This window comes from Mycoplasmopsis agalactiae 14628, assembly GCF_000266865.1.
In the GTDB taxonomy this organism is placed as follows: Bacteria; Bacillota_I; Bacilli_A; order Mycoplasmatales; family Metamycoplasmataceae; genus Mycoplasmopsis; species Mycoplasmopsis agalactiae_A.
Genome location: NZ_AJPR01000004.1, coordinates 62,547 through 71,585, shown reverse-complemented (window position 1 = coordinate 71,585; position 9,039 = coordinate 62,547). Strand labels below are relative to the sequence as shown.

Sequence of the window (9,039 nt, the reverse complement as noted above, 5' to 3'; positions counted from 1 at the left end):
CGGCGACAAACACTCATTAGAATCAGCAAGAATGACAGCTGAATTATTCCAAGATGCCTATAAAAAAGCCATAGAAGAAGTAAAAACAAGAATCTACAGAGACTCAAAATCAGGTTTGGATATTAATGCATATTTAACTAAAGATCAAATTGACAAGATCATTAAAGATTATCTAAACGAAAACCTTAGAATCAATAAAGCTAAATTTGAAGAGTACTTAGCTGCTAAAGAAACAGTTGAATTATTCAGTGATGATTTTTCAAAATTAGTTAAAGCTGCTGTCGAAAGATACAAAAAACACGGCGACAAACACTCATCAGAATCGGCAAAAATGACAGCTGAATTATTCCAAGATGCCTATAAAAAAGCCATAGAAGGAATTAAAACAAGAATCTACAGAGACTCAAAATCTGGTTTAGATATTTATGCATATTTAACTAAAGATCAAATTGACGAGATTGTTAAAGATTATCTAGACGCAAACCTTAGAATTAATAAAGCTAAATTTGCTGAATACTCTTCAGCACTAAGTACACAAAAACTTTTTGATGATGAATACACTGACTTAATCAAAAAAGCCAAAGAACATGAAAAACTATATAAGGAATTTAAAGAGCCAGTTATCTTCGATTCAAGAAGCTGGGATTGATTTGTTAAAGATCCAGATATTGACTTATTATGAGCGCCTATTTTAAAAAGATATTTAAAACGTGGAGCCTTATTCCAGTTAGCTAAGGAGCCAACTAAAGCTGAAGCAAAAGCACTCATCGATGCTTTCGATCATACAATTTACTACAAAGAAGGAATTCTTAAGATTTATAGTCAAAATATAATTGCACATGGCAAGCAACGTTGATACAATATTAGGCCTTATGATTTTAATATTGAATTATTAACAATTAATAACACTTTAAAAGGTGTTCTAAGAGTGTTTGTCACAACAGATAACAGGAATAATTATCAACCAACTATCGGTGGCTATAATTACGAAGGTGAAAATGGTGTTAAAGTCGTAAAAATTGGCGATGGGATATATAGAATTGAAGCAAAACTATCTCGTAAAGATGGAACATATGACCAAACAATTTACACGCAAACAATTAATTTAACAAAATACCTAAAATAATTTAAACCTTATATAACCTTAAATGCCTGTAATTTAGCATCAGGCATTTTTTGTTAGCTTAAGCGACAAGACAACAAAATGCAAAAGCATAATATTTTTTACTAAATGTAAGTGATATAAATTTGCTTATTGTTATAATTTAGAATAATAATTAGGCTAAGAATTATAAAGGGGGTATAAACATGCTGAAAATGGTGAAAATACTGCCTTCTAAAATTAAGTGAGTTTTTATTATTGGTTCACTTTTAACACTTATTTATGTTTTGCTTAATGTTATGCTACCGCTTTTGATTAAAAAGTATATTGACTTAATTCTTACAGAAGACAGGCAAGCGCCTTATCATATGGACTTTTTAAATGGCAGAATCGATTTTGGTTTTGTCAGCTATGATGAAGCTTTTAAATGACTTACTATTGTTGTACTGTTACAAACAATATCAACAGCTTCATTAGCTTTTCTTTCTACTTTAGTCATTGTTTTAGCTGCTGAAAGAAGTAGTTACTTTTACCGTAATACGCTTTATAAAAAAATACAAAGCTATTCGCTTAAAAATATTGCTGACTTAAAGGCTGAATCAATTATTACAAGAATTTCAAATGATATAGCTATCTTTTGGGAGTTTTTAGTTAATGGAACTTCAGTTATGATTAAGGGTATATTCTTAATTATTGGCGGACTAACTGTTGCATCTTTAGTTGACTGACAAATGGCATTGAGTATTATTGCCATTATCCCAATTGTTATAGTAATGGGAACAATTATAAGCTTAAAAACTGGCCCATTATTAAAGCAAACTCAAAAAGCTGTTGATGCTGTAACAAAAGTAGTTGACGAAAATATTTCAGGAATAAGAGTTATAAAAACTTTTAATCTAGAAACTAAGAGACTTAATCTTTTAAAAGATATTAATAATGCTTGATATGATAGTCAATATAAGTCAGCAATGATTTTCTCAACAGCATACCCTGTTTTCCAAATGCTTATTAACTGGCTAATGATAGGCATTTATTCAGTTGCTGGTTACTATGCTACAATCAGTCAAATTAATAAAGATATTTTAACTAATATTAACTTGTTTATAGATCTATTATGACAAGTGGCTGCTGGTATATTATTGATGCTTTTATTCCTTAGTTCATTATTTAGAGCAAGAGTGGCTGCAACTAGAATTATTGAAGCATATGACTATCAAACTGACAACTTGCGTGTTGAAAAAGGCGAAATAATTGATGAGTATGATGTTGAGATCAAGAACTTATCATTCAAATATTATGATGCATCGCCAAACTTTGCAATAGCTAATGTTGATATTAGCTTGCCATATAAAAAGAGTCTTGGCATAATTGGCCCAATGGGCAGTGGCAAGAGTACTATTGTTAACCTTCTAGTGAATAACTACAAATATAAAGAAGGCTCTATTAAAATTGGCAATAAAGAAGTTAGTTTAGTTAATTCTAAAAACCTACATGAAACTGTGGGAATTGTGCACCAAGAAGCCTTGCTTTACACTGGAACTATTAGAAGCAATATGCTTTGAGCTAAAGATGATGCTAGTGATGAAGAAATAATGCAAGCACTTAAGGATGCCTGTGCTGAAGAGTTTGTAAGCAAATTTGAAGATGGCTTAGATCATCCGGTGTATCAAGGAGGAAAAAACCTTTCTGGTGGGCAAAAACAAAGGCTTTCAATCGCTAGAGCCTTATTACGTAAGCCAAAAATTTTGATTTTGGACGATTCAACTAGCGCCTTAGACAATATAACAGCTTCAAAAGTGATTGATAACATTAAAGAAAAATATGAATGCAGCACAATTATTATTAGCCAAAAAATTAGCAACATTAAAAACGCTGATGAAATAATTGTAATGTCAACTAATGGCTTTATTATTAGTAGGGGCACACATAATCATTTAGCACACTCATGTGAATTTTATAAACAAATATATGAAACTCAATTAGAACAGTAAAGGAGGCAATTATGATTAAAGTTAAAAAATCTAAAAAAGATAAAGTCACAACTGTCTCTACTATTGGGCTTTTAAAAGCGTCATTAAAATTCATGTCAGCTAATGAAAAAAAGTCCTTAATTTATGGACTTGTGCTTTCATTTTTTGAAGCTCTATTATATACATTTGGTACAGCTATGACTGGACTTATAATTAGCTGGTTTTTTACTAAAGATGTAATAGCTAACAAGGCACCTTTTAATACGCCAATGTTTATCGTATCAATGGTAGGTTTAGCTTTATCCTTTGGACTTTACTTAGTAACCAGAATGATACAAAACAAATTGCTTTTATCAGCAAGTTTTAGAACTACTGCAAAAATGAGAGAAGTGGCATCCAAGAATTTGCTTTATATGCCTATTTCATACCATGATAAGAACAAAGTCGGCGACCAAATTTCTACACTTACTAATGATATAAACAATATAGCATTAACAATGACACAGCTATTTAATGAAACATCTGGAAAGATATTTAAAGTATTATTTGCTGTGATCTTTATGCTTTGTTATTCAATTACTTTATCGGCAATAGTATTGCCTGTAACATTTGCTTTCTGTGCCTTAAGCTGATTATTATTAGCTAAAGCTAGAGTACCTTATATCAAGATGACTGATTATTTTGGTGATATGAATGCTTATGTTGAAGAAATGCTAAAAAATACAAAAGTAACTCAATCTTTTGATAAAGAAAACGAATCATTTAACAACTTTGAAATAATAGCAAGAAATGTGAAAAAACAATCATTTATCGGCGATGTGTATTCAAAGTTTTTCGATCCTTGATTTGTAGTTTTTTCAAACTTTTTGGTTTTAATTATTTTGGCAATTTCATTGCTTTTTAAAATCAATAGCATTAATTTTGTCGGTGTTGTTGGACAAGATGTTACTGCTTTAATTATTGGGTATATTAACCTGATGTTTACATTTACAAGCACTGTGCAAATATTTTTCAACATAGTGTTCTCAACTCAAATTGGGGTGGCTTCAACTAACAGAATATTTAAATTAGTTGGCTTGGAATTGCCTGCTGATATCGAAAATCCAATGTATTTAAAAGCTTCAACAATGCGTGGTCATGTTGAATTTGATAATGTTTCATTTAGATACAACAAAAAGTCAGATAAATATCAACTAAAAAATGCTTCATTTTATGCTAAGCCTGGCCAAGTTATTGCAATTGTTGGCCCTACAGGAGCTGGTAAAACAACTATTATTAACTTACTTAGCAAGTTTTATGACTATGAAGCAGGATCAATTAAAATCGATGGCATAGAGCTTAAACAAATTCCAAAAGATAACTTACTTGAATTAATGACAGTTGTCTTACAAGATTCATTTATGTTTAATGACACAATTATGAATAATTTAAAGGTTGCTAATCCAAGTGCAACTGACCAAGAAGTAATAGAAGCTGCTAATATAACTAGTGCTCATCACTTTATACAAAGTTACAAAAACGGCTATCAAACAGTCATAGAAAACAATGGAGCGAACTTATCACAAGGGGAAAGACAGCTGCTTTCAATAACAAGAGCTATTTTAGGCGATAAAAAGATTTTAGTATTGGATGAAGCTACTTCAAATGTTGATTCAAATACTGAAAAAATTGTTCAAGATGCATTGCAAAATTCGATAATGAAAAACAAAACTTCATTTGTTATTGCACACAGACTAAGTACAATCAGAGATGCTGATTTAATACTAGTTGTTAATGATGGCCAAATTATTGAGAAAGGCAATCATAAAGAACTAATGGCAGCACAAGGGTTTTACTACAATCTCCATCAGTCACAATTTAGTTAATAAGCTTCGGCTTATTTTTTTATTATTTTACAATTTCAAAGTAATAAAAAAACAAGCCTGAAAGCCTGTTTTATAGTCACTTTAGTGAAATGGTACGCCCGAGAGGACTCGAACCTCTGACCCAATGGTTAAAAGCCATTTGCTCTACCGCCTGAGCTACGGGCGCATCTATGCCCTCTAATGAAAGCGGACATCTGGTACCCAGAACTGGACTTGAACCAGCACGAACTAACGTTCGAGGGATTTTAAGTCCCTTGCGTCTACCTATTCCGCCACCTGGGCATCTTTTAAAATGCATTAATATTATATAGTATAAATAAAAATAAGAAAATATTTTTTACAAAAATATTACTATTTTTTTATTAAATACTTAACAATGCTCAATTTGTCATTAAGGCCTATAAAATAGTCCTAAACAGCTTCCAATAATTTGTTTAAAGCTAAATAAATAAAAAAATCGCGACATGCGACATTTTAATAATTCATTATTTTTTCATACTCATCTAAAGTACCATGATAGATGAAGCTTTTGTCTGGTGCAATTTCTAAAATAACATTTGCAACATTATTAACTAAAGCACGGTTGTAAGTAGTAAATATACAGCCACCTTTATAGTTTTGCAACCCTTGAATAACACTATCAATGCTTTCAGCATCTAAGTGATCAAGAGGTTGGTCTAAAATTAAGAAGTTTGCTTCTAAAAGCATCATTCTAGAAAACATTAATCTAGCTTTTTCACCACCAGAAGTAATACCCACTTTTTTAAATACAGAATCATTTGAAAAAAGCATTCTTCCTAAAAAGCTTCTCATTCTATGATCCGAAACATCTTTAGTTTCTTCAGTTGAGTTATAAGGAGGTCATTTAGCTAATCAGTCAATAATAGATATGTTTTCATTAAAGTATTTATTATTATCATTTGGATAGTAAGTAAATTTTACTGTTTGTCCCCATTTTATAGTACCTTTGGTTGGTTTGGTTTCGCCAATTAAGCATTCTAAAAACTTGGTTTTAGCAATGTCATCATCGCCAATAAGTACCATTTTTTCGCCTCTTGCTAAGGTAAATGAGACATTTTCAAATAATGTTTCACCTTGCTCATTTACATATGTTAAGCCATCAACTTCTAATATATCTTTACCTGGAGCTCTGTGAACTTCTCAGTTAATGTAAGGATATTTTCTGTTAGAAGGCTTAATTTCATCCAATGTTATTTTTTCTAATGACTTTTTCCTACTTGTAGCTTGTCTAGATTTTGAAGCATTAGCACTAAAGCGTGCAATAAATTGTTTTAATTTTTCAATTTGTAATTCTTTTTTAGCATTAGATTGCTTCATTAATTCTCTAGCTAATTCACTACTTTCTTTTCAGAAAGTATAGTTACCTGTATACATTTTTGCTTCATTAAAGTCAATATCCACAATATTAGTGCATACATTGTCTAAAAAGTCGCTGTCGTGAGATACAACAATAACAACATTTTCATAATCAGCTAAAAAGTTTTCTAATCATTTAATAGCGCGTAAATCCAAATGGTTAGTTGGCTCATCCATAATTAAAATATCTGGGTTGCCAAATAAAGCTTTAGCTAAAAGTACTTTAATTTTTTGATTAGCAGTCAACTGGCTCATTGGTGAATTTCATTTTTCTTTAGGAATTTGCAAGCCTGATAAAAGTTCTTGGGCATCATTTTCAGCAGTTCAACCACCAAGAGCACCAAATTTTTCTTCTAATTCTCCTGCATGTGTATAGTCTTCCATAGTTGCATTTGGATTAGCATAAATAGCATCTTTTTCCTCTTTTATTTTAAAAAGATCGCCATTGCCCAAAACAACTACATCAGTAACATTCATATCATCATAAGCATTGTGGTCTTGGCTCAAAACGCTTATTCTACGGCCTTTTTCGACAATTATTTGGCCTGAAGTTGGTTCAATTTCGCCTGCAATAATTTTTAAAAATGTGCTTTTTCCCGCACCGTTAGCCCCGATTATGCCATATGTGCTACCAGCTGTAAACTTTAAGCTTACATTTTCAAAAAGCTTCTTGTCACTAAAAATTTTGCTCAAATTTTGAACTTCTAACATTTTGCCTCCTTTTAGTTGTTTTTACTTTATTAAAAATCTAAATATCAAAGCCAAGGTCTGCTTTAACTAGTTCATATTGACTAGGGTTGTTAATTTTCATTAAATATAAGGCCATTTTTTGGTGCATTATGATTGAAAAAAGTTCTTCTGTATCAAGGTTACCTGGCTTTGGAAACATTGAATAGTCCATGTATTCAATTTCTCTAGAAATATCATCCTCAGATACATTTATTTGTTCTTTTCCGCCTAAAATATTATCAATTAGGGCTAAATGATAAGATGCAATTGAATTTCCTCTTGCTCTATTTAAAATTTTTAAGCCTTCGCCTGTTTCTTGAACAGCTTGTTCAAAAAGCATTTGTCTATGAGTTGGATCAGCAACATTAGACAAAATTGCATTAATATGATTAGTAGTTGAGTGTAATATATTTTGCTCATTAACACTAATTTCATTTTTTTCAACTATTGCGTCAAGGGCTATTTCATAGTAACGTAGGAGAAAATTTGATGCATTATTTTTAGCAGTATCTCTTGCAATTTTTTCTTTAAAATCATTTAAAGAATTAATACCAGGAAGCATAGCTAAATGGATATTTTCATCAGTTAGTTTGGTAGGCACTGGACGCTTAATGTCCAAAATTGTTATAAAGAATGTTACACCATCAGGTGCAGTTGCTTGAAATTGTTCATTGACTTTATGGCCGATAATTTCATTGTTAAGTGAAAATTTATCTGTTTTTTCTGCCTTTGTTCGAATTTCTTTATCTTCACCAATTATTTCGTTTTTTAAACTTCTAGTTGCATTTCAAGTTACTACATCACCTTCAACTATAGCATCATCAGCTGAAATTAAAATTGGATATTCAGCAATAATTTTGTCAAAAGAGCTATCCAAAAACTCCTTTGGAACAGGCTTATAAGTAAAATCTATATCTAAATTAGAATAATTAACTTTTAGAATTTCTTCAGAAGGATAATGAGTTATTGTTATGTCAATTTTAACACCATTTTTATTAGGTCCATCAACTACAATAATTGGTGGAATAGCTACAAAATTAGGATCTTCTTGGCGTAATTGAGCAAACAGTTCATTTAACTTACTATTTATAATTTTATCAATTGTGTACATTTCAACATCATTTAAGGTTGATTTTTTGCCTTGTGAAGTTAGCTCAATAATTGACTTAGTTTTGCTAGTTTCTCAGCTTTTAGAATCTAAAATAATGTTTGCTTTTTTCTCTTTATAATTAATCATCTATAAACCTACTTTTAATTTTTGTCTATAATAAGACAGTAAAAAATAATATTTAAATTATATTTTAAATCTTGAATTTTTCAACAGTTATTTTGCAAAAGATAAAAGAAGGAAGAATTTTACTAAAAAGGCTTATTTATAAAGCTTTTGGCATTTTTAATGCATTAAAGCTGTTGTTTTAAATAGTGCAAATAAGACAAAATAAATAAAAAAAATAAAAAAATTGAAACACACGGCTAAGTTGTTATATAATTAGTTGCACTTATATTTTATATAGGTCAGAATTTAGGACATTTAAAAATTTAATGAAAGGAAAGCAAAATGCCTACAACAAATCAATTGGTTGTTAATGGTAGAGAAAACAAAGTACGTAAGCAAAATGCTCCTGCTTTGAATCTTAGTTTTAATACTTTAACTAAGTCAGCTCGTAAATTACCTGCACCATTTAAGCGTGGTGTATGTACTAGGGTTGCTACTATGACTCCTAAAAAACCTAACTCAGCATCTCGTAAGTATGCTCGTGTTAAATTATCAAATGGAATGGAAATTACAGCATACATTGGGGGTGAAGGACACAACCTTCAAGAACACTCAGTTGTGCTTATTCGTGGTGGAAGAGTTAAAGACCTTCCTGGTGTTAGATATCACATAGTGCGTGGAACACAAGATTTAGCTGGTGTTGCAAACCGTAAGCAAGGTCGTAGTTTATACGGCGCTAAAAAAGAAAAGAAATAATTTAGAAATTAATTTAGAAAGAGG

The 9,039-nt window shown here is 30.8% G+C and carries 5 protein-coding genes, 2 tRNA genes and 1 pseudogene; 4 read left to right on the top strand and 4 right to left on the bottom strand.

Annotated features, from left to right (window positions below; translation table 4 throughout):
• The 3 genes and pseudogenes from MAGB_RS04630 to MAGB_RS01185 all read left to right on the top strand — a co-directional run.
• Positions 1–527: pseudogene (locus tag MAGB_RS04630) on the top strand (MAG6090-like repeat-containing lipoprotein); the annotation flags it as partial.
• Positions 528–1,308: 781 nt separating this feature from the next.
• On the top strand, positions 1,309–3,093 hold the full coding sequence (locus tag MAGB_RS01190) for an ABC transporter ATP-binding protein (RefSeq protein WP_004024005.1): 1,785 nt from the start codon (positions 1,309–1,311) through the stop codon (positions 3,091–3,093).
• 11 nt (positions 3,094–3,104) lie between these two features.
• Complete coding sequence (locus MAGB_RS01185) at positions 3,105–4,937, top strand: ABC transporter ATP-binding protein (RefSeq protein WP_004024004.1); 1,833 nt, start codon at positions 3,105–3,107, stop codon at positions 4,935–4,937.
• Positions 4,938–5,027: 90 nt separating this feature from the next.
• Here MAGB_RS01185 and MAGB_RS01180 read toward each other — a convergent pair.
• From MAGB_RS01180 to MAGB_RS01165, 4 genes are all read right to left on the bottom strand, one after another.
• Positions 5,028–5,103: transfer RNA gene (locus MAGB_RS01180), tRNA-Lys, on the bottom strand.
• A 29-nt stretch (positions 5,104–5,132) separates the two neighbouring features.
• Positions 5,133–5,219, bottom strand: a tRNA-Leu gene (locus MAGB_RS01175).
• A 192-nt stretch (positions 5,220–5,411) separates the two neighbouring features.
• The gene (locus MAGB_RS01170; RefSeq protein WP_004024003.1) at positions 5,412–7,025 is read right to left on the bottom strand and encodes an ABC-F family ATP-binding cassette domain-containing protein; all 1,614 of its coding nucleotides are present in this window, start codon (positions 7,023–7,025) and stop codon (positions 5,412–5,414) included.
• 37 nt (positions 7,026–7,062) lie between these two features.
• Positions 7,063–8,280, bottom strand: coding sequence for a trigger factor-related chaperone (locus MAGB_RS01165; RefSeq protein ID WP_004024002.1), 1,218 nt, complete (start codon positions 8,278–8,280; stop codon positions 7,063–7,065).
• A 321-nt stretch (positions 8,281–8,601) separates the two neighbouring features.
• Between MAGB_RS01165 and rpsL the strand changes: the two genes are divergently transcribed.
• Positions 8,602–9,015 carry a 30S ribosomal protein S12 gene (gene rpsL, locus MAGB_RS01160; RefSeq protein ID WP_004024001.1) on the top strand — a complete coding sequence of 138 codons (414 nt, stop codon included), beginning with the start codon at positions 8,602–8,604 and terminating at the stop codon, positions 9,013–9,015.
• Positions 9,016–9,039 lie beyond the last annotated feature (24 nt).